Annotated in this window: 20 protein-coding genes and 1 tRNA gene; 11 read left to right on the top strand and 10 right to left on the bottom strand. The window is 60.7% G+C overall.

The window, feature by feature from the left end:
- Window positions 1–8 precede the first annotated feature (8 nt).
- The 4 genes from EFD55_RS19405 to mepA all read right to left on the bottom strand — a co-directional run bounded on the left by EFD55_RS19405 (window position 9) and on the right by mepA (window position 4,542).
- Window positions 9–1,796: an ABC transporter ATP-binding protein gene (locus tag EFD55_RS19405; protein WP_125846664.1), complete on the bottom strand. Its 1,788-nt coding sequence runs from the start codon at window positions 1,794–1,796 to the stop codon at window positions 9–11.
- A 153-nt stretch (window positions 1,797–1,949) separates the two neighbouring features.
- Window positions 1,950–2,975: a glucokinase gene (locus EFD55_RS19400; RefSeq protein ID WP_125846663.1), complete on the bottom strand. Its 1,026-nt coding sequence runs from the start codon at window positions 2,973–2,975 to the stop codon at window positions 1,950–1,952.
- Window positions 2,976–2,992: 17 nt separating this feature from the next.
- Window positions 2,993–3,373, bottom strand: a complete 381-nt coding sequence (locus EFD55_RS19395; RefSeq protein ID WP_125846662.1) for a methylglyoxal synthase — start codon at window positions 3,371–3,373, stop codon at window positions 2,993–2,995.
- 92 nt (window positions 3,374–3,465) lie between these two features.
- On the bottom strand, window positions 3,466–4,542 hold the full coding sequence (gene mepA, locus EFD55_RS19390) for a penicillin-insensitive murein endopeptidase (RefSeq protein ID WP_125846661.1): 1,077 nt from the start codon (window positions 4,540–4,542) through the stop codon (window positions 3,466–3,468).
- Window positions 4,543–4,771: 229 nt separating this feature from the next.
- On the opposite strand from mepA, the gene EFD55_RS19385 reads away from it, so the two are divergent.
- From EFD55_RS19385 to pncB, 7 genes are all read left to right on the top strand, one after another.
- Entirely contained in the window at window positions 4,772–6,604 is a 1,833-nt protein-coding gene (locus tag EFD55_RS19385; RefSeq protein WP_125846660.1) for an extracellular solute-binding protein, read from the top strand.
- Between the two features lie 150 nt (window positions 6,605–6,754).
- Window positions 6,755–7,843: a microcin C ABC transporter permease YejB gene (locus EFD55_RS19380; RefSeq protein ID WP_125846659.1), complete on the top strand. Its 1,089-nt coding sequence runs from the start codon at window positions 6,755–6,757 to the stop codon at window positions 7,841–7,843.
- A complete protein-coding gene (locus tag EFD55_RS19375; RefSeq protein ID WP_125846658.1) occupies window positions 7,843–8,991 on the top strand; it encodes an ABC transporter permease in 1,149 nt (382 codons plus the stop codon). The genes EFD55_RS19380 and EFD55_RS19375 overlap by 1 nt, the downstream gene beginning before the upstream one ends.
- The gene (locus EFD55_RS19370; protein ID WP_125846657.1) at window positions 8,988–10,625 is read left to right on the top strand and encodes an ABC transporter ATP-binding protein; all 1,638 of its coding nucleotides are present in this window, start codon (window positions 8,988–8,990) and stop codon (window positions 10,623–10,625) included. The genes EFD55_RS19375 and EFD55_RS19370 overlap by 4 nt, the downstream gene beginning before the upstream one ends.
- 8 nt (window positions 10,626–10,633) lie before the next feature.
- A complete protein-coding gene (locus EFD55_RS19365; RefSeq protein ID WP_125846656.1) occupies window positions 10,634–11,593 on the top strand; it encodes a 2-hydroxyacid dehydrogenase in 960 nt (319 codons plus the stop codon).
- Between the two features lie 89 nt (window positions 11,594–11,682).
- Window positions 11,683–12,048 (top strand): hypothetical protein, encoded by a 366-nt coding sequence (locus EFD55_RS19360; RefSeq protein ID WP_183736766.1) that lies wholly within the window; start codon window positions 11,683–11,685, stop codon window positions 12,046–12,048.
- A gap of 185 nt (window positions 12,049–12,233) precedes the next feature.
- Window positions 12,234–13,538 (top strand): nicotinate phosphoribosyltransferase, encoded by a 1,305-nt coding sequence (gene pncB, locus EFD55_RS19355; RefSeq protein WP_125846654.1) that lies wholly within the window; start codon window positions 12,234–12,236, stop codon window positions 13,536–13,538.
- On the opposite strand, the gene EFD55_RS19350 is transcribed toward pncB, so the two are convergent.
- Window positions 13,520–13,759 carry a CrpP-related protein gene (locus EFD55_RS19350; protein WP_125846772.1) on the bottom strand — a complete coding sequence of 80 codons (240 nt, stop codon included), beginning with the start codon at window positions 13,757–13,759 and terminating at the stop codon, window positions 13,520–13,522. The two genes, pncB and EFD55_RS19350, sit on opposite strands and share 19 nt — an antisense overlap.
- Before the next feature lie 385 nt (window positions 13,760–14,144).
- Window positions 14,145–14,354: a KTSC domain-containing protein gene (locus EFD55_RS19345; RefSeq protein ID WP_064693370.1), complete on the bottom strand. Its 210-nt coding sequence runs from the start codon at window positions 14,352–14,354 to the stop codon at window positions 14,145–14,147.
- Between the two features lie 223 nt (window positions 14,355–14,577).
- Between EFD55_RS19345 and EFD55_RS19340 the strand changes: the two genes are divergently transcribed.
- The gene (locus EFD55_RS19340) at window positions 14,578–15,318 is read left to right on the top strand and encodes a hypothetical protein (protein ID WP_125846653.1); all 741 of its coding nucleotides are present in this window, start codon (window positions 14,578–14,580) and stop codon (window positions 15,316–15,318) included.
- 117 nt (window positions 15,319–15,435) lie between these two features.
- Here EFD55_RS19340 and EFD55_RS19335 read toward each other — a convergent pair whose 3' ends face one another.
- From EFD55_RS19335 to EFD55_RS19320, 4 genes are all read right to left on the bottom strand, one after another.
- Window positions 15,436–15,930: an EVE domain-containing protein gene (locus EFD55_RS19335; protein ID WP_125846652.1), complete on the bottom strand. Its 495-nt coding sequence runs from the start codon at window positions 15,928–15,930 to the stop codon at window positions 15,436–15,438.
- 2 nt (window positions 15,931–15,932) lie between these two features.
- Window positions 15,933–16,307 (bottom strand): VOC family protein, encoded by a 375-nt coding sequence (locus EFD55_RS19330; RefSeq protein WP_125846651.1) that lies wholly within the window; start codon window positions 16,305–16,307, stop codon window positions 15,933–15,935.
- Between the two features lie 67 nt (window positions 16,308–16,374).
- Window positions 16,375–17,070 carry a helix-turn-helix transcriptional regulator gene (locus tag EFD55_RS19325; RefSeq protein ID WP_125846650.1) on the bottom strand — a complete coding sequence of 232 codons (696 nt, stop codon included), beginning with the start codon at window positions 17,068–17,070 and terminating at the stop codon, window positions 16,375–16,377.
- Between the two features lie 127 nt (window positions 17,071–17,197).
- Window positions 17,198–17,287: transfer RNA gene (locus tag EFD55_RS19320), tRNA-Ser, on the bottom strand.
- Window positions 17,288–17,515: 228 nt separating this feature from the next.
- On the opposite strand from EFD55_RS19320, the gene EFD55_RS19315 reads away from it, so the two are divergent.
- From EFD55_RS19315 to EFD55_RS19305, 3 genes are all read left to right on the top strand, one after another.
- Window positions 17,516–17,833 carry a hypothetical protein gene (locus EFD55_RS19315; RefSeq protein ID WP_125846649.1) on the top strand — a complete coding sequence of 106 codons (318 nt, stop codon included), beginning with the start codon at window positions 17,516–17,518 and terminating at the stop codon, window positions 17,831–17,833.
- A 307-nt stretch (window positions 17,834–18,140) separates the two neighbouring features.
- A complete protein-coding gene (locus EFD55_RS19310) occupies window positions 18,141–19,133 on the top strand; it encodes a BMP family lipoprotein (RefSeq protein ID WP_125846648.1) in 993 nt (330 codons plus the stop codon).
- 88 nt (window positions 19,134–19,221) lie between these two features.
- The gene (locus tag EFD55_RS19305; protein ID WP_125846647.1) at window positions 19,222–20,733 is read left to right on the top strand and encodes an ABC transporter ATP-binding protein; all 1,512 of its coding nucleotides are present in this window, start codon (window positions 19,222–19,224) and stop codon (window positions 20,731–20,733) included.
- Window positions 20,734–20,735: the final 2 nt, after the last annotated feature.

The following is a 20,735-nucleotide window of genomic DNA, read 5'->3' as shown; positions in this document are numbered from 1 at the left end:
GTATCCGGTCAGTTTGAATCGGAGGCCGAAGGCCTCTGCAGATTGTTGAGGCGAGCGTAAAGACCGTCGCTCACCTTCGCAAGCGTCTCGTGATTGCCTTCCTCGACGACCCGGCCCTGCTGCATGACGACGATCTTGTCGGCGCGCACCACGGTTGACAGCCGGTGGGCGATGACGACGACGGTGCGTCCGGTCATTGCCTCGTCCAATGCCTTCTGCACGGCGGCCTCGGATTCGGTGTCCAGCGCGGAGGTCGCCTCGTCGAGAAGCAGGATCGGCGCATTGCGCACCAAAGCGCGCGCGATCGATAGCCGCTGGCGCTGTCCGCCCGAAAGCGTCACGCCGTTTTCGCCGACCGGCGTCTCGTAGCCCTGTGGCTGCCCGCAGATGAAATCATGCGCATAGGCAAGCCGCGCCGCCTCTTCTACCTCGGCATCGGTCGCCTCTGGCCTGCCATAGCGGATATTGTCGCGGATCGTGCCTTCGAACAGGTAGGGCTGCTGGGAGACATAGGCGAGCTGCTGGCGCAGCGACTTCTTGGTGATATGGGCGATATCCTGTCCGTCGATCAGGATTTCGCCTTCACCCGGATCGTAGAAGCGCGGAATGAGGCTGATGACGGTGGATTTGCCGGCGCCCGAGGGGCCGACCAGCGCGGTGGTCGCGCCGCCCTCGGCGGTGAAGCTGACACTGTTCAGAACGCTCTCGTTGCCGTAGCCGAAGGAAACGTTGCGGAATTCGATCCGCGCCTGCGTCACCGTCAGCGGCCGGGCATCCGGCAGGTCGCGCTGGCGCGGCTCCATGTCGAGCAATTCGTAGATCATCCGGGCATTGACGACGGCGCGCTCCATCTGCACCTGCAGGCGAGCAAGCCTGCGGGCCGGATCATAGGCGAGCAGCAACGCGGTCACGAAGGAGAAGAAGGCGCCCGGCGGCACATTGTAGTAGATCGAGCGGTAGGCGGCATAGGCAAGCACGCTGGCGACGGCAAAGCCCGCGAAGCTCTCCGTCAGCGGAGAGGTGCGTTCGGAAAGCCGGGCAATCCGGTTCGCCCGGCTTTCAGCGCCCTTGATGAGCTTGTTGACCTTGCGCTCCAGCTCTTCTTCCATCGTGAAGGCCTTCACGATGGCAATACCCTGGATCGTCTCCTGCATGGCGCCGAGAACGTGGCTGTTCAGATGCACGGCCTCGCGGGTTGCAGAGCGCAGCCGCTTGGAAACGTAACGCAGCGCATAGAGCAGCGGCGGCGCCATGACGAATACGGCAAGGCTGAGCAGCGGGTCCTGAAGGACCATCACCCCGATCAGCGAAACAAAGGTCAGGAGATCGCGCACCGTCGAGGTGATCGTCAGGTTGAGCACGTCGCGAATGCCGCTGACGTTCTGGCTCACCTGCGCGGCGATATGGGCCGAGCGCGCCTCGTTGAAGAAGCCGACGGAAAGCGTCATGAGATGCGTATAGAGGCGGCGCTGATATCGGGCGACGATATCGTTGCCCACCCTGGAAAGTGCCACAGCCTGGCCGTAACCGGCAAAACCGCGCAGCACGAAGGCGACGAAGATCGAAAGACAGATGATCCAGACGACATCGGCGCGCCGGTTGGCAAAGGCCTCGTCGATGATCGACCGCATGATCCAGGCCGTGAACGCCGTCGAAAGCGCCACGATCACGAGGCAGGCGATGGCGAAGACGTAGCCCCAGAGATGGTCGCGGCCGTTTTCAGCGATGATGCGCTTCAGGATGCCGGTCACGGTATCGCTGTTGACGCTCTGCTTTTTGCTTTCCGCGGCTTCCAAAAATGAGCTTTCCTGTCTTGGACTAGACGCGGCGCAAGGACGACGCGTGCTTTCGCCGGCTCTATAAAGAGTTGGGACTGGTTTGGCTAGAGCACCGCCTCCGCCGGCAAGGCGCAGCAAGGACGCTCCTAATGCTCCGTGCGTCAGACAGCCTCAGCGCCGCCAGCGCCGGCCTTCCGTCGAGACGCCGAAATTCCCCGGCATGCGTGCATAGGAGGAAAGCCCGGCAAGGGCTGCCAGCGGATGCGTCACCACATAGGTCGGGATGGTGCGAAGCAGCGCGGTGTGTGGCGCCTTGTCCTCGAAGGCCAAACGGAACTCCGGCTTCTTCAGCGCCGGGATGATCTTCTGCGAGATGCCGCCGGAGAGATAGACGCCGCCGCGCGCCATGAAGACCATCGCCATGTCGCCCGCCACGCGGCCGAGATAGGTGGCAAACAGCGAGACGGTTTCGACAGCCGCCTTGTCGCTGCCGGCAAGCGCATGCGAGGTGATGTCGGCAGGGTCCTTCATCGTCGGCTGGATGCCGTCGACGACGCAGATGGCGTTATAGAGATTGACGAGGCCGCGGCCGCAGAGGATCTGCTCGGCCGACACGCGGCCTTCGATCGTCTCGATATGCGGGAAGATTTCATAGTCGCGCTTGCTGCGCGGCCCGAGATCGATATGGCCGCCTTCGCCGGGAACCGGGATCCAGCTGTTCCGGGCATGCACGAGCCCGCCGACGCCGAGGCCGGTGCCGGGTCCGAGCACCACGCGGGAAGCGATCATGTCGCCGCTGGCGTTGCCGATGCGTTCGCGATTTTCATCCGAAAGGGCGGCGATCGCCAGCGCCTGCGCCTCGAAATCATTGACGACGAGCACGTCCTCCATGCCGAGGCCTTCGATCATCGTCTTCGGCCGCACCACCCAGTCGCAATTGGTCAGCGGGATCGCGTCGTCGTTGATCGGGCCGGCGACGGCGAGGATCGCCGAGCGCGGCTGCACCGCGGTCTTGTCGAGCACGCCCTTTTGGATCGCTTCGTCGATGGTGACGAAATCCGCCGTACGCACGTTCGGAAACTGCTTCGGCTCGGCATAGGCATCGGAAAGGATGGAAAAGCGGGCATTCGTACCGCCGATATCGCCGATCAGGATCGGGAAGGGCAGCGGAGCGGAGCTGTGGTTCGGTTTTGGCATGGCCGGTTCCGTGCTGATCAGGCTTCGAGTGTGGGAAGGAGCTTTATAGCGGTCGCGTGGTTGAGCGCCATCGGAATGTCGTAGACGATCGCCAGCCGCATCAGCGCCTTCACGTCGACATCATGCGGCATCGGCGTCAGCGGGTCGACAAAGAAAATCAGGGCGACGACCTCGCCGGTCGAGATCAGCGCGCCGATCTGCTGGTCGCCGCCGAGCGGCCCGCTTTTCAACCTGGTGACATCGAGATCGGGGGCGGCGTCGAGCACGCGCCCGCCTGTTGTGCCGGTGGCGACGATCTTCCAGCGGGAGAGAATGTCCCTGTTGGCGCGGGCGAATTCCGCCATATCGTCCTTTTTCTGGTCATGCGCAATCAAAGCAAGGCATTTGCCGCCGGCCATGAACCCAATCTCCACCCCAACAATTCAATCGATTTGACCGCTTCTATACCAAGAATTTGCGATTTGAAAGACAGTGCAATCCAGGGCCTCGGTCACTGTATCGCCGGCTTGTCGTTCGGAACCGGGCCGAGATCAGGCAGCGCCCCGTCGGTCTCGGCGGCCGGTTCTGCAGCGGGAACAGCAGTGAGCGCGCTTGCGGCGGAAGCCCCGCCATAGGTGGCGGCCTGCATCGAGGTGACGGGAGTGGCGTCGAGCACGGCGGCGCAGGCCTTCGGCAGGTCGGAGACCATCATCTCGCGTGGCGGCTTCGGCGGCTTGGCGCCGGGTTTGGGCGGTTTCGGCGGCGCCCAGGGCGCCGGCGTGAACCACCAGGCGAGCGACTTGTCGCATCCGTCGCCTGCGGCAACAGGGGCCTGCGGCGTACATCCCGAAGCGCCGGGCGGGCATTTGATACGGATGTGGAAATGCGAGTCATGACCGTATTCCGGCCGGAGCTTGCCGAGATTGGTGCGATCGCCTGTCCAGGTGTCGCACATCTTCTTCTTGATCGCGGGGTTGACGAAGATGCGCTCCACCTCGGGATAGCTTGCCGCCAGCATCAGGAGCCGCGCCCGCGACTGCGTCCAGACTCTGGGATCGACGGTCAGGAATTTATCCTTCTGCAGCATGGTGGTGAAGGGCATGTCCTCGCGCTCCTCCGCCGTCATGCGGCGCGCGGGCATCGGCGTAAACCAGACGTCGGCATCGAGGCCGATCTGGTGCGAGGCATGGCCGTTGAACATCGGGCCGCCGCGCGGCTGGGCGATGTCGCCGACGAGAATGCCCGGCCAGCCGGCATATTTGGCCCCATCCTGCGAAAGGCGTTCGAGCAGTGAGATCATTGCCGGATTGCCCCAGCGGCGGTTGCGCGACAGCCGCATCGCCTGCCAGGTCGGCCCGTCGGTCGGCAGCGCCACCGCACCCGTCATGCAGCCCTTTGCGTAAAAACCGATCGGCTGCGCCGGTCCCTGCGTCGGCAGACCGACGGCGCCGAACCGCCCCTTGGCGCTGCCCGGGCTCGGCGTCTTCTGCTCCGCGCCGACGTCGCCGGCGGCAAGGCTCGCGCCGATTGCGCCGGCAAGCGCCAGTTTGCCGAATGTCCTGAAAGCCTGAGCGAAGCCGAAAGCCATGCCATTTCCTTGAATCGCTGCCGAAGTGATTTGCGTTCGAACCTATCGTGAAAAGCGATTTAGGTGAATCGATGTTTTGGCGGGCAGATGCAGGAAGCGATGGTGACGGATCGCCGCAGCAATCCCACGGGTCAAAACTTTGCGAGCCTGGTAAAAACCCTACTCTCTCCTGTTTTTCGCCAGTATTTCTCGTATTGTCGAATCCATCAATAACTGGGGGAAAGTGTGAATGCCGGCTCTGTGGTCGAAAATTGGCCTGTTTCTGTCACTTGCGGGTGCTTTGGCGCCATTGACGGCAATCGCTGAGGAGCAGCCGTTTCAGATCGGCAGCTCGGTCGTCAGCGAGATGAAATACAAGCCGGGCTTTGCTCATTTCGACTATGTCAATCCTGATGCCCCCAAAGGCGGAGATCTGCGCCTTTCCGCAAGCGGCGCCTTCGACACCTTCAATCTGCTGCTTGCCAAAGGCCAGATAGCGGTCGGCCTGACGCTCGTATACGACACCCTGATGAAACCGGCCGATGACGAGCTCCTCGTCTCCTATGGCCTGCTTGCCGAGGGGCTGTCCTTTCCCGCTGACGTATCGAGCGCGACCTTTCGCCTGCGCAAGGAAGCGAAATGGGCGGATGGTCAGCCGGTAACGCCCGAGGACGTCATCTTCAGCCTCGATAAGACAAAGGAACTCAATCCCCTCACTGGGAACTATTATCGCCACGTCGTGAAGGCCGAAAAGACCGGCGATCGCGACGTTACCTTCACCTTCGACGAAAAGAACAACCGCGAGCTCCCGAATATTCTCGGTCAGTTGGTGGTCGTGCCGAAACACTGGTGGGAGGGGCAGGGACCGGACGGCAAACCGCGCGATATCTCGAAGACGACGCTCGAGCCCGTGATGGGTTCGGGACCTTATAAGATTGCAGCCTTCGCGCCGGGTGCGACGATCCGTTATGAACTGCGCGATGACTATTGGGGCAAAGACCTCAATGTGAATGTCGGCCAGAACAATTTCCGTAACGTTATCTATAGCTATTTCGGCGATCGGGATGTCGAATTCGAAGCGTTTCGCGCCGGCAATAGCGACTATTTGCAAGAGACAACGGCCGCCCGCTGGGCAACGGGATATGATTTCCCTGCTGTGAAGGAAGGACGCATCAAGAAGGAAGAAGTTGCAAATCCGTTGCGCGCCACCGGTATCATGCAGGCTCTCGTGCCCAATATGCGACGCGACCTCTTTAAGGACGAGCGGGTCCGCGAGGCACTGAACTACGGTTTGGACTTCGAGGAATTGAATCGCACGGTTGCCTTCAACACCTACAAGCGCATCGACAGCTACTTCTGGAACACCGAGCTCGCTTCTTCCGACCTGCCGCAGGGGCGTGAACTTGAAATACTGCAGGGCATGAAGGATAAGGTTCCGCCCGAGGTCTTCACGACGCCCTATACCAATCCTGTCGGCGGCGACCCACAGAAAAGCCGCGACAACCTCCGCAAGGCGATTGCCCTGCTGAAGGAAGCCGGCTGGGACCTCAAGGGCAATCGCATGGTCAATACCAAGACCGGCCAGCCGATGAGTTTCGAGATCCTGTTGTCGAGCCCCATACTAGAGCGCTGGGCGGTGCCCTATGCCAACAATCTGAAGAAAATCGGCATAGATGCGCGGGTGCGGACAGTCGATGCCTCGCAAGCGGTCAACCGCCAACGCAGCTTCGACTACGACATGATCTGGAATGTCTGGGCAGAGACGATGAACCCTGGCAACGAACAGGCCGACTATTGGGGATCCGGCTCGGTTGATCAGCAGGGCTCTCGCAACTATGCGGGCATCGCCAATCCGGCGGTGGATGAGCTCATCCGCATGATCATCTTCGCGCCGAACCGTGATGAACAGGTTGCGGCGATCAAGGCGATGGATCGGGTATTGCTCGCAAACTACTACGTCATTCCGCTGTTCTACCGCGATACTTACAACATCGCCTATTGGAACACGATCACACATCCAGCCGAATTCCCGGCTTACGGCCTGGGTTTCCCCGAAGCCTGGTGGTCCACCTCGGCAAAATGAGCGGGCTTGCAATGCAGGGGCCCTCGGCTCCAAATGGCACAAGCGAATCACGACAAGCCGGCAGGGCCGGCAAGGGAAGGCTGGCGGATTGAGCGGCATTGGACTGAACGGCAGGCAGACAAGAAGAACATTTCCGGAGGCTGAAGGCTGATGGGCGCCTATGTCATTCGCCGCCTGCTTTTGATGATACCGACCATCGTCGGCATCATGGCGATTTCCTTCATCGTCATTCAGTTCGCGCCGGGTGGCCCGGTCGAGCAGGTGATCGCCCAATTGACCGGCCAGGCCGATAGCGCCGACCAGCGCCTGTCCGGCGGCGGCGACCTCCTGGGAGGCGGCGGCAGTGACGAAGGCTCCAAATACCGCGGCGCCCAGGGGCTCGATCCGGAACTGATCGCCAAGCTCGAAAAGCAGTTTGGCTTCGACAAGCCGCCGCTGACGCGCTTCGGCGAGATGATGTGGAATTACATCCGCTTCGATTTCGGCGAAAGTTTCTTCCGCAACACCTCCGTGCTCGAACTCATCAAGGAAAAGCTGCCGGTGTCGATCTCGCTCGGCATCTGGATCCTGATCTTCTCCTACGCCATCTCTATTCCGCTCGGCATCCGCAAGGCGGTCAAGGACGGATCGACCTTCGACGTCTGGACGTCGGGCGTCATCGTCGTCGGTTACGCCGTGCCGAGCTTTCTCTTCGGCATCCTGCTGATCGTGCTTTTCGCCGGCGGCTCCTTCTACGACTGGTTTCCGTTGCGCGGTCTCGTTTCCGACAATTTCGACCAGCTCGCATGGTGGCAGAAGCCGCTCGACTATTTCTGGCACCTCACCCTGCCGCTGATTTCGCTTTCTCTTGCTGCCTTCGCCACCACGACGCTGCTGACCAAGAATTCCTTCATCGAGGAGATCAAGAAGCAATATGTCGTCACAGCCCGGGCCAAGGGCCTGAATGAGCGGCAGGTGCTCTACGGTCATGTCTTCCGCAATGCCATGCTGATCATCATCGCCGGTTTTCCCGGCGCCTTCATTTCCGCCTTCTTCACCGGGTCGCTGCTGATCGAGAACATCTTCTCGCTGGATGGCCTCGGCCGCCTCGGCTATCTCTCGGTCGTCAATCGGGATTACCCGATCGTTTTCGCGACACTCTACATCTTCTCGCTGCTCGGCCTCTTCGTCAGCCTGATTTCCGACCTGATCTACACCTGGATCGATCCGCGCATCGATTTCGAGCGGAGGGATGTCTGATGGACGCCGCCGCAAATCCCGCCACTGCAACTCCCGTCAAGCCGCCGCGCAAGGGCCTGCTCTCGCCGACCAATATCCGCCGCTGGAAGAATTTCCGGGCGAATGGCCGCGGTTACTGGTCGTTGTGGCTGTTCCTGCTGTTGTTCGTGCTCAGCCTGTTTGCCGAATTCCTCGCGAACGACCGGCCGATCGTCGCCTCCTACAAGGGCGAGATCCTGTTTCCCGTGCTGGTCGATTATCCCGAGGAGAAGTTCGGCGGCTTCCTCGCCGAAACCGACTACCGTTCCTCGGTGATCGCGGATGAAATCAATGCCAATGGCTGGATGATCTGGCCGCCGATCCGTTATTCCTACCGCTCGGTCAATTCAAACATTCCGCATTCGGCGCCGACCGCCCCCTTCTGGCTGATGACCAAGGAGGAGCGCTGCTCCGGTTATCCCCAAGGGGTGAACGATCCCGGCTGCACCCTCGGCAATCTCAACTGGCTCGGCACCGACGACCAGGCGCGCGACGTGCTGGCCCGCGTCATCTACGGTTTCCGCATATCGGTGCTGTTCGGCCTGGCGCTCACCATCTGCTCGGCTGTCATAGGCGTGACGGCGGGCGCGGTGCAGGGCTATTTCGGCGGGCTGACCGACCTGCTGCTGCAGCGTTTCATCGAAATCTGGTCGTCGATGCCGGTGCTCTACATCCTGCTCATCATTGCCGCCATTTTGCCGCCCGGCTTCTTCGTGCTGCTCGGCATCATGCTGCTCTTCTCCTGGGTCAGCTTCGTCGGCGTCGTGCGCGCCGAGTTCCTGCGCGCCCGCAATTTCGAATACGTCCGCGCCGCCCGCGCGCTCGGCGTCAACAACCGCACCATCATGTGGCGCCACCTGCTGCCGAACGCCATGGTCGCGACGCTCACCTTCCTGCCCTTCATCCTCTCCGGCTCGATCACGACGCTGACCTCGCTTGACTTTCTCGGCTTCGGCATGCCGCCGGGTTCCCCCTCGCTCGGCGAGATGATCGCCCAGGGCAAGACCAATCTGCAGGCGCCCTGGCTGGGGCTGACGGCTTTTTTCGCCATGTCGATCATGCTTTCCCTGCTGATCTTCATCGGCGAAGCCGTGCGCGACGCCTTCGATCCGAGGAAGACGTTTCAATGAGTAATATGACAGAACCGCTTCTTTCCGTCCGCGATCTCTCGGTTGCCTTTCATCAGGGCGGCGAGGCCTCGCTCGCCGTCGATCGCATCTCCTTCGATATCGCCAAGGGCGAGGTCGTGGCGCTTGTCGGCGAATCCGGCTCCGGCAAGTCGGTTTCGGCCAATTCGATCCTGCGGCTTTTGCCTTATCCCTCCGCAAGCCATCCCTCCGGTGAAATCCTGTTCAAGGGCAAGGATCTCCTGAAAGCCTCGGAGCGGGCGTTGCGGGAAGTGCGCGGCAACGACATCACCATGATTTTCCAGGAGCCGATGACCTCGCTCAATCCGCTTCACAATATCGAGAAGCAGATCGCCGAGATCCTGGCCCTGCACCAGGGCATGTCAGGCCAGCCGGCGCGGCAGCGCGTGCTGGAATTGTTGAACCAGGTCGGCATCCGCGAGCCGGAGAAACGGTTGAAGGCCTATCCGCACGAGCTCTCAGGCGGCCAGCGCCAGCGCGTCATGATCGCCATGGCGCTCGCCAATCGGCCGGAACTGCTGATCGCCGACGAGCCGACGACAGCACTCGACGTCACCGTGCAGGCGCAGATCCTCGAACTGCTCCGGCAATTGAAGGCCACGCACGGCATGTCGCTGCTGTTCATCACCCATGATCTCGGCATCGTGCGCAAATTCGCCGATCGCGTCTGCGTCATGACCAAGGGCCGGATCGTCGAAACCGGAACCGTCGAGGACGTCTTCGCCAACCCGAAGCACGAATATACCCGTCACCTCCTCGCCTCCGAGCCGCGCGGCGAGCCGCCGCTTGCCGATCCGTCAAAGCCGATCGTGATGGAGGGGTCGGATATCCGCGTCTGGTTCCCGATCAAATCAGGGCTCATGCGCCGCGTCGTCGATCATGTGAAGGCGGTCGACGGCATCGATCTTTCCTTGCGCGCCGGCCAGACGCTCGGCGTTGTCGGTGAATCCGGTTCCGGCAAGACCACGCTCGGCCTGGCGCTTACCCGGCTGATCTCCTCGCAAGGGCGGATCGCTTTTGTCGGCAGGGATATCGCCGGCTATTCGTTCAGCGAGATGCGGCCCTTACGCAACCAGCTGCAGATCGTCTTCCAGGATCCCTACGGCTCGCTAAGCCCTCGCATGTCGGTCGGCGATATCATCGCCGAAGGGCTGAAGGTGCATGAGCGTTCCCTGAGCGCCGAGGAGCGCGACCAGCGCGTCTGCTGGGCGCTGGAGGAGGTGGGTCTCGATCCTTTGACCCGCTGGCGTTATCCGCATGAGTTCTCCGGCGGCCAGCGCCAGCGCATCGCCATTGCCCGCGCCATGGTGCTGAAGCCGCGCTTCGTCATGCTCGACGAGCCGACCTCCGCGCTCGACATGAGCGTGCAGGCGCAGGTGGTCGATCTTCTGCGCGATCTGCAGAAGAAGCACGATCTCGCCTATCTCTTCATCAGCCACGACCTGAAGGTGGTGAAGGCGCTCGCCAACGACGTCATCGTCATGCGTTTCGGCAAGGTGGTGGAGCAGGGCCCGTCGTCGGAAATCTTCCGTGCGCCGAAGCAGGATTACACCAGGGCGCTGATGGCCGCCGCGTTCAACATCGAGGCGGTGCCGACGCCCGCCGTGCAGCAGTAAAGAAGACCATGTCCGCACGCCCTCCCGTTCTCGTCGATATCAAGTTCAATCCCGAAGGCGTCGCCCGCGTGCTGAAGACGGCCTTTGCCGATCGCGGCAGCATCAATCTCGCCGATCCCGCCAACCGGGCGCGTGATCTCGGTGATGTCGAATACGCGCTTCTCTGGAAGCCGGATGCCGACCTCTTCCAGCGGGCGCCAAACCTCAAGGCGATCTTTTCCGGTGGCGCCGGCGTCGATCATATCATCGGCATGGCCGGCCTGCCCGAGATCCCGATCGTCCGTTTCGTCGACCGCAGTCTGACGACCCGCATGAGCGAATGGGTCGTCATGCAATGCCTGATGCATCTGCGCGCGCAATACGCCCATGACATCAGCCAGCGGCAGCGCCAATGGGCCAAGCTCGACGCGCCGGAGGCAGCGGAGGTCACGGTTGGCGTCATGGGCCTCGGCATTCTCGGTCAGGATGCGGTCGCCAAGCTGAAAGTGATGGGTTTCGACGTCATCGGCTGGTCACGCAGCCGCAAGCACATCGACGGCGTCGAAACCTTCGACGCAAGCGAACTCGACAGCTTCCTGGCAAGGACCGATATCCTCGTCGGCCTGCTGCCGCTGACTGCGGAGACGACAGGTTTCTATGATGGCGGGCTCTTCAAGAAGCTCCGCCGCGATGGCGCGCTCGGGCGGTCGGTCTTCATCAATGCCGGCCGTGGCAAGAGCCAGGTGGAGGCCGATATCGTTTCCGCGATCCGTGAGGGCACCCTTGACGGCGCTTCCCTCGATGTCTTCGAAACGGAGCCGCTTGCCGCCGACAATCCGTTATGGGGCTTGGAGAACGTCTTCATCACGCCACACGACGCGGCCGTCTCCGAAGAAAACGCGTTGTTCCGTCACGTTGAGGCACAGATTGCCCGCTTCGAGCGCGGCGAGCCGCTGCAATTCGTGGTCGACCGCGCGGCCGGCTATTAGGCCCTTTCCAGGAACCTTCCAGACGACCACCCGTTTCCTCTGTGGAGTTTTTGCGGCCGGATCGGCCGCCAGGACAGCGGAAGGAGACGATGATGGCGCATCAGACGGAAACACGCTGGGAAAAGTCCGATGGCAAGCTTCACCGGGAAGAACAGATCCCGCCGGTGAAGGCAAGGCAGGGGCGGATGGGATATCGCATCCTGATAGTGCTGCTCGCCGCTCTGGTGCTTGCTTTCTTGGTGTGGATACCGGTCGAGATCTGGGGCAAGCGTGAGGCGAACCAGGTGGCGCCGCAACAGCCAGGGCAGCAACTCCAGTCGCAGCAGCCCGACGCGGCGCCTGCGCCGACGCTGCAGAACGGCAAAACAATTCCGACCGAGACTGAGAACACGACACCGCCCTCTTCTGGTGTCGCGCCCGCAGCACCAGCCCAACAGCCAGCACCGGCCCAATAGGCGTTCGAGTGAGACCTCTCGCATCCCGCCGCAGTGCTGCGGCGGGATGTTTATTGTTTTGTCTGGACTTTCTCTGCCGATTTTTCGATAAGAAGGCGCACGAGCCGGTTTCGTGCGCCCGGCCGGAGCTTAGCAGCCCATGAGAACTTGGCAGCGCCTGACCGGAGTGGACGGGGGCAGGAATTATGGCCAAGACTGATATCGCGAGACGCGTCTACAATCACGCTTGGAAACTCGACCCGATCGTCCGCAGTCTGATCGATACCGACTTCTATAAGCTCCTGATGCTTCAGATGATCTGGAAGCTCTATCCGGACGTGAACGCTTCCTTCACGCTCATCAACCGGACCAAGCGCGTGCGCCTGGCCGAGGAGATCGACGAAGGCGAATTGCGCGAACAGCTAGACCATGCCCGTACCCTGAGGCTCTCCAAGAAGGAGATGATCTGGCTTGCGGGTAACAGTTTCTACGGCCGCGCGCAGATCTTCGAGCCGGAATTCCTGGCCTGGCTTTCCAACTTCCAGCTTCCCGAATACGAGCTGTCAAAGAAGGACGGGCAATATGTCCTGGATTTTCATGGATCCTGGAAAGAAACCACCATGTGGGAGATCCCCGCACTTGCCATCGTCAACGAGCTGCGTTCGCGATCGGCGATGAGGGCTCTCGGCCCCTTCACCCTCGATGTCCTCTATGCCCGCGCCAAGGCGAGGATGTGGTCGAAGGTCGAACGGTTGAAGGAGCTGCCGGGCCTGCGCATCTCGGATTTCGGCACCCGCCGCCGTCATAGCTTCCTCTGGCAGCGCTGGTGCGTCGAGGCGCTCAAGGAAGGTATCGGTCCGGCCTTTACCGGCACCAGCAATGTATTGCTGGCGATGGATTCCGATCTCGAGGCCGTAGGCACCAACGCCCACGAGTTGCCGATGGTGGCCGCCGCCCTAGCGGAAACCGACGAGCAGCTGCGCAACGCGCCCTACAAGATCCTGCGCGATTGGAACAAGCTCTATGGCGGCAATCTTCTGATCGTCCTGCCGGATGCTTTCGGCACCGCGGCCTTCCTGCGCGACGCGCCGGAATGGGTTGCCGACTGGACCGGCTTCCGCCCGGACAGCGCCCCGCCGATCGAAGGTGGCGAGAAGATCATCGACTGGTGGAAGAAGATGGGCCGCGATCCGCGCCAGAAGCTCTTGATCTTCTCCGATGGCCTCGATGTCGATGCCATCATCGATACCTACCGACATTTCGAAGGCCGCGTGCGCATGAGCTTCGGCTGGGGCACGAACCTGACCAATGATTTTGCCGGCTGCGCGCCCACCGAAATATCAGGCCTCAACCCGATCTCCGTCGTCTGCAAGGTCAGCGACGCCAACGGCCGCCCGGCGGTAAAACTCTCCGACAACCCGCAGAAGGCAACCGGAGAGCCGGCGGAGGTCGAACGTTACTTGAAATTCTTCGGCACAGAGGACAGGGTCGATCAGACCGTCCTGGTGTAAGTCCGGGACGGCACGGCGCCATCCCGCGGTGCATCGGCATGACCAGCCATCGCATCTTCGATGGACCAGCCGAAGCGCCAGGCGTCGAACATCGAATACCATTCCTGCAGATCGGTGATCGGCAAAACATCCGGCTTCGACATCGGATTGTCGGCCAGGCTGCGGCCAAGGGCACGGTCGCGCACGCCGCGCTCCTGCATCTCAAGCAGAGTCTCGAACATCATCACCCCGGTCTCCCGTTCCATGGGGTTTATGCAATCATGCTAATGAAGCATTGTCGAGTCCGGATATGACTGTTCCGGTTTTTCACAGGATTAGCCCCAATTCGCTATTTCGGGGATGAGCTCAGCCGAACCGGCTCGGGCCATTCGATCGCGATCAATGAAATGGCGTGACGGGGAGGCTTGGCTTCCTGGCTGGGGTCCGCCGCCAAGCCTCCCGGCTGACCGAATCTTTTGAAAGGCGGCAGCGCCGACAAATTGCCGCTTTCCGCTCGTGCCGATCCAACTGTTATGAACGCGAGAGTTAACCGGAGGTTAATATCCACCGGCCTCGTCTCAATCCAGTTCAACCCCTCAGCACAGACCGGCGGGCATCCTCTCGAATTTAGGCAGCCAGTCTGCGAAACCGCGTTCTGATCCGGTCGAGATAGTAATGGCCGGGAGACGGCGCTGCCGTCATCGCACGGGCTTCCGAGGAGGGAACGCCTTCGAACAGACGTTCCTCGCCGTTCTTGAAACAAATCCTGAGCCGCCCGTCTTCCTGGCTGAAATAGACGGATTTGATGATCTTCGACTTTACCGAAAGTTCTTCCACCTGTTTTACCTCTGTTTTTTTGAATTTTGGCAGAAGGTAAACCCAAACGTGCAAAGACGCGGTGAAGCCGCATGGTAAAAATTCAGGAATCTTGCGGTGCGCTGTCAACCTTCGACATATTCCTGGTTCCCGGGCACGTTGATGACCCGTCCCGCATTTGACAGCCTTATATTTTGATGACGATATCTTCGACTCAGCAGCGACGGCAGATGGCAGGGGTACAATGCTACGTGAAACGAATTCCTTCATAAGACATAATCTATCTCTAGTTTGTCTATTTGTTGCAATAACTTGTTCTGCAATAGTCTTTTCTGAGTACAATGAAAGTAGTGTCGGCGGCTCAACTCAGTTTTTTATTGCGCTATATATAGGATATTGCGTTCAAAATACCATATTGAGCAGAACCGGACGGGTGCAGATCAACCGGGGCATGGTTGGGTTTGGCAGCTATATCTGGAAAAATTTTCTTATCCTGCTTGTCGCAATGGGTATCGTAATCGTCCCTCTGGCATTTGGCGCTGCTTCTTTTTCGAGGGGTGCATTGGTACTGCTATGCGGCGGGCTGTTCGCAATTTTCTATCCGTTGCTCCTCGCTCTTGTCGGAACCTGGCCGACTGCTGGAATAGCGGGTTCAACTAGCGGGCTTGCAAACGCCTTTGCCAGGGGCCAGCGTAATTTCCTTCCAACCTTTTTGCGCCTGTTTGCGGGGATGATTCTTCCCCCCATTGTTTCGTTTCTATTGATAGCCATAGCGGCGGCGTCGTCATACGAAACGGATGCTATCTTTCAGGGTGGAAAAATAAGCCTTATCGCATTGGCGCTCCTTATTGTTTCGCAAAGCCTGCAGACATTTGGAATCTGCTATGCCTCCACCGTTCTGGCTCGTAAATTTCAGATGTCCGAAGGAGGGCCTCAAGGTGGGACAGTCTCAGCGACAAGCGAGATCTCGGAAATATTCCGATAGGTATCCATAGGCCCTTCAGGTTCGGCTGATTAGGCCAAGGGCGCTCCGCTCCCGGTGGAGCGCCATTACTTTTCGCCCTGCTCAGGACGATAGGCGAACGCTTGGCTTCGAGCGATTTCAGTACATCGTCTGATATAAGCTCATTTCGGCCGTGGCCCTTTGCAAGGGGGCGATATTCGGGATGCCGTCCCGGCGCGTTTGCATCATCATCTCTGCAATCACGTCAGCATCCCTGTCGTCGATGCCGAACAGGCCGAAGCGGAGTTGATAGCCCCAATTGGTGCCGGCCTGCGTGAAGGAGAGCCGCCCCAGCAAAGGTCGGATCGGGGTTTCCTCGGCGGGCTGCCAATCGACGTCCCGCCGCCAGGGCCTGAACCCGGTTTCCATCTCCACCTGATAGGGCGATACATCGCGCGCCATGCCGATCGCGGTAAAGGCCTGCAGACGGTCTTTGCCGCCAAAAGTCACAGTCGGGGAATAATAAATCACCCGGTCGCCCGGCCTGATCCGCCTGAGCGGTGCAGCCTTTCCGTGACAAACCTGCATAAAGCCGGCGCGGCGACCGATCCGGACATGCTCCGCCGAGGCAACGGCGATCCAGGCGTGCGCCATGCTCACATCTCCTCGGTCAGGGCGTAGACACGCAGACGATGTCCGTCGGGATCGACCGCGACGAAGCTCCGGCCGAAATCAAGTTCGGTCGGCGGCAGGGCGATGGTGGCCCCCTTCGCCCGCCATTCCGCATGAGTGGCATCGACGGCATCGCGGCCCTTCACCTTGAAGCCGATCTCGCAGCCGCCGCCGGAGGTCGTGGGTGCAGGCTCCACGCCCGTCTTGTCCCACAGCCCCAAGGCGAGACCGGATGGAAGAACGAACAGAACGAAAGTCGCGCTCACCTCTACCGGCTTGCTCCCGAAAAGCCCTGCATAAAATTGCGCGCTGGCGGTGGGGTTCGTCACATAGAGAAGAATGTTGTTGGTATCGGTCACAAGAGGCTCCAGTCGTTTGTTGGACTGGTAGGACCCTATGATGAGACACTGCCAGTTTCTGGCAGTATCATGCGTTCCCGCCGGAAATTCCCTGCATGTCCCGCCACTGTTTGAGCAATGCCTGTTGACGCTTGGGATAGCGCGTGTCGAGCACCTGCACGTCGGCGATCCGGTCCGTGCGGAAAGAGCGAAAGTCCTGGCGCAGTTCGCACCAGCCGAGCAGCACGCGTACCTGATCGAAGAAGGCGAGTGCGAAGGGCCAGACCACACGCTCCGACCCTGCGCCTGCTCCATCGCGATAGGACAAGGACAGTTTTCGTTCGGTGCGGATCGCCTTGCGCAAAAGCACCGGATCGAACGCGTCGGCGGGGATTTTGACACCCGGCCCGATCAAAAGGGCCGAAGCGTCCAGTTCGTCGCGCAGATCAGATGGCAGCACGGCAGCGATGCGTGCCAGCGCGCTTCGCGCCGCATCGCTCAAGCGACCGTCCGCCCGGTCCGCCACCCATCGGGAACCCAGCACGAGCGCTTCGATCTCCTCCGGCGGAAACATGAGCGGCGGCAGAAGGAACCCCGGCTTCAAGATATAGCCGACGCCCGGTTCGCCCTCGATGGTTGCGCCCTGAGCCTGAAGACTGGCGATATCCCGATAGAGCGTGCGAATGCTGACGCCGATTTCGTCGGCCAGCAACTTGCCGCTCACCGGCCGGCGGTGGCGGCGCAGCGCCTGAAGAAGGTCGAAGAGGCGTTCGGAACGGGACATGCAGGCAAGCTTATATCTGCTTGCCACTGCTAAATAGTGGCAGCGCGGAATTTGGTGTGACCGCAACCGTGCGGCAATCGGCGGGGTTTGCGTTGCTGTCACGCCGTGTGGCGAGAATCAACTGAAATGGCGGACAGGGTGGGATTCGAACCCACGGTACGCTTTCACGTACACACGCGTTCCAGGCGTGCGCCTTAAACCACTCGGCCACCTGTCCTTTTTTGGCGTTCGCGCCCGGATAGGAGCAAATCGTCGGAACGGCGCGATATATACCGATGAATTTTCGCCGATCAACCCAAATCTAACAGTTTTTTGACTTCTTCCGATAAAACTCCCCTCGGCCCATCCCATTGTGCTTCACCTCATCGACGATTATGTAATTCTCAAGGTGGAGAATGGCGCGGCCGGCCGGAATTGTCCGGCATATCGAGCGTCGGAGGAATTGATGCGTTTCCTGTTGCGTCTGGCGAGTCTTGTCGCGCTTGCGGCGGCCGTTATTGCCGGGACCATCGATTCGATACAGTCGGTTGCGGCCTCCGCCGTGGTGATGACGCCGATTTCCGATGCCTGGCAGGATGTGAGCCCGGCGACGCTGACCTCGCTGCAATCCTCCCTTTCCTACTATGTCCATCCGCGATTCTACGCCTTCATCTTCCAGTGGCTGATGCTCCAGCCGGCCTTTGCCGTTTTCCTGGTGATCGCGCTGCTGCTCTGGATGATCGGCTACAAGAAGCCGCCGGTAGCCGGCCGTTTCACAGCATAGAAAGACGGTTTTGCCGGCGCGATCCGGGTGGCTGCCGCCGCTTCCGTGCGCTCTGCATTTTCCGCCAAACTGGCTAGAAAATCCGCATCCAGGCGGAGGAAATGTCCAAAGATCAGGCCGAAAGAGTTGATTTTCGGCAATCTCTGCAAATCTTTACCAACCGAAAAATTTCTGGTGAATTTTTCCTTGAGCCATGCAAGGATGCGCGCAGCCAGGCCTCCGGGGGGAGGTCGGTGGTTCCGCAGACATGTCCGAAAAGGGCTTGCGGGAGGACCCCTAACAAATAGCAACAACAGGGCTGCAACTCATGAAAAAATCCCTTCTTACCCTCCTTGCCATGGCTGCCATGTCGACGACGGCGCTTGCCGCCGATGTCAAGCCGGCGCTGGTTTACGGCACTGGCGGGAAGTTCGATAAGTCCTTTAACGAAGCGGCCTACAACGGCGCGGAAAAGTTCAAGGCCGAGACCGGCATCGCCTATCGCGACTTCGAGCCGACCGGCGACACCCAGGGTGAACAGGCCATCCGCAACTTCGCAAGCCGCGGTTTCAATCCCGTGGTTGCCGTTTCCTTCGCCTGGACCTCGGCCATCGAGAAGGTCGCAGCCGAATTCCCCGATACCAAATTCATCATCGTTGACTCCGTCGTCGACAAGCCGAACGTCCGCTCCGTCGTCTACAAGGAAGAAGAAGGCTCCTACCTCGTCGGCGTTCTCGCCGGCATGGCCTCCAAGACCGGCAAGGTCGGTTTCGTCGGCGGCATGGACATTCCGCTGATCCGCAAGTTCGAGTGCGGCTACGAGCAGGGCGCGCGCGCTGCCAAGGCCAGTATCGAAGTCTTCCAGAACATGACCGGCACCACCGGTGCGGCCTGGAACGACCCGGTTCGCGGCGGTGAGCTGACCAAGAACCAGATCGACCAGGGCGCCGACGTCATTTACGCGGCAGCCGGCGCGACCGGTCTCGGCGTTCTCCAGACTGCGGCCGACAACAAGAAGCTTTCGATCGGCGTCGACTCCAACCAGAACCATCTGCACCCGGGCTCGGTCCTGACCTCGATGGTCAAGCGCGTCGATCTCGCCGTCTACAACGCCTATACCGACACCAAGAACGACAAGTTCACCGGCGGCGTCCAGGCGCTCGGCGTCAAGGAAAACGGCGTCGGCGCTGCGATGGACGACAACAACAAGTCGCTGATCACGCCCGAAATGCAGGCCGCCGTCGACAAGGCCAAGGCCGACATCATCGCGGGAACCATCAAGGTTCACGATTACACCTCGGACAACGCTTGCCCGAAGTGATCCGCGCCCGAAAGTGATCGACGATTGAGATCGGGCGTATGGCGGAGGGGATTTTCGCCATACGCCCTTTTCTTATTTGGAGCCTGCAGTGACAGATAAGCCCGCTATCGAGCTTGTCGGCATCGATAAGAAATTCGGTGCCGTCCATGCCAACAAGGACATCAACCTCACCGTTGCCAAGGGGACGATCCACGGCATCATCGGTGAAAACGGTGCCGGCAAATCGACCCTGATGTCGATCATCTACGGTTTTTACCATGCCGATAGCGGCGAGATCCGCGTTAACGGCAGCCCTGTTACCATCCGTGACAGCCAGGCGGCGATCGCTGTCGGCATCGGCATGGTGCACCAGCATTTCATGCTGGTCGATAATTTCACGGTGCTCGAGAACATCATGCTCGGAGCCGAAGGCGGCATGCTGCTGGCGAGGGGCGTCGCATCGGCTCGCGCCGAACTCAAACGGCTGGAAACGGAATATGGCCTCGAGGTTGATCCCGATACGCTCATCGAAGAGCTTCCGGTCGGCCTGCAGCAACGCGTCGAAATCCTCAAGGCCATGTATCGCGGCGCCGAGATCCTGATCCTCGACGAGCCCACAGGCGTGCTGACGCCGGCGGAGGCCGATCACCTCTTTCGCATTCTCAAGGTGCTGCGCGACCAGGGCAAGACGATCATCCTCATCACCCATAAGCTGCGCGAGATCATGGCGATTACCGATACGGTCTCCGTCATGCGCCGCGGCGAAATGGTCGCGACCCGCACGACGGCGGAAACGACCGTGGAGGAGCTCGCCGAGCTGATGGTCGGCCGCCGCGTTCTGCTGCGTGTGCAGAAGGGCGAGGCGAAGCCGGGTGCCGCTGTGCTCTCCGTCCGCAACCTCACGGTCAAGGACAATCGCGGCGTCACCATGGTCGACAACGTCTCCTTCGACGTCCGCGCCGGCGAGATCGTCGGCATCGCTGGTGTTGCCGGCAACGGCCAGTCCGAGTTGCTGGAGGCAATCGCCGGCATTCGCAAGCCCACCTCCGGCGAGATCCTTCTCGACGGTCAGACGATCGACAAGGCCGATCCCGCTCGCCTGCGCGATCTCGGCCTCGCCCATATTCCCGAAGACCGCCACCACATGGGCCTGGTCTTGAAGTTCGAAGAATATGAAAATTCGGTCCTCGGCTACCATCGCCGTCCAGGCTATAGCCGCGGCCCCCTGCTCGATCTCGACGCGATCCGCAAGGATGCCATGGAGAAGATCGAAAAATACGACATCCGCCCGCCGAACCCGCGGCTGAAGACCGCGAATTTCTCCGGCGGCAACCAGCAGAAAATCGTCGTCGCCCGCGAGATCGAACGCGATCCGAAGATGCTGATCATCGGCCAGCCGACACGCGGCGTCGATATCGGCGCCATCGAATTCATCCACCGCCGGATCATCGAAATGCGCGATGCGGGCAAGGCTATCCTGCTCGTCTCCGTCGAACTCGATGAGATCCGCGCCCTTTCAGACCGTATCCTTGTCATGTTCGCCGGCCATGTAGTTGGCGAGAAGACGCCCGATGCCGGTGAACAGACCCTCGGCCTGATGATGGCCGGCATTGCCGCGTGAGG

Origin of the sequence: Rhizobium pisi (assembly GCF_003938655.1) — a bacterium.
In the GTDB taxonomy this organism is placed as follows: Bacteria; Pseudomonadota; Alphaproteobacteria; order Rhizobiales; family Rhizobiaceae; genus Rhizobium; species Rhizobium pisi.
The sequence above is the reverse complement of the archived record's forward strand: the minus strand, read 5'-3'. Positions and strand labels throughout refer to the sequence as shown.